This window comes from Xenorhabdus sp. NBAII XenSa04 (genome assembly GCF_963866145.1).
GTDB lineage: Bacteria > Pseudomonadota > Gammaproteobacteria > Enterobacterales > Enterobacteriaceae > Xenorhabdus > Xenorhabdus indica.
Map to the genome: position 1 here is coordinate 1 of NZ_CAWMEB010000385.1, position 422 is coordinate 422.

Sequence of the window (422 nt, forward strand, 5' to 3'; positions counted from 1 at the left end):
GGCGGGCATTAATGCGCGAGCATCAGTGCAGTGAACTGGAGGCGGCGGTTTTGGTGGCAAGAAGGATGGATGAGGTAAGAGGGTTGAAGACTGACTTCTTTGAAACTTCATACTATAAGCGTAACTGATTGATAATTCATATTATTGAGAACTAGTAGTAAAGACGGGAGATCCCAGCACTATGGCTGGGATCGTTTTATTGCTATTCTTCGTACTTGAAGTCTATGTTGATTTTCATTTTTTCAAGGTCAACAGTGACTAGGCATCCATACCATACAGGCTGACCATTGGTCAGATTATTTTCTACGTAGTATTTACGCAGCATAACTAAATTTTCGATAACACCATCACCAGTTTCTGGAGAGGGAGGTAAAAACCATTTTTGGCATCCGTTTTCATCAATATATACCAATCTAACTTGA

Annotated in this window: 1 pseudogene; it reads right to left on the reverse strand. The window is 40.5% G+C overall.

Features of this window, described 5'->3' with window-relative positions:
- Positions 1-202: 202 nt before the first annotated feature.
- Positions 203-422, reverse strand: a pseudogene (locus AAC147_RS12715) (hypothetical protein); the annotation flags it as partial.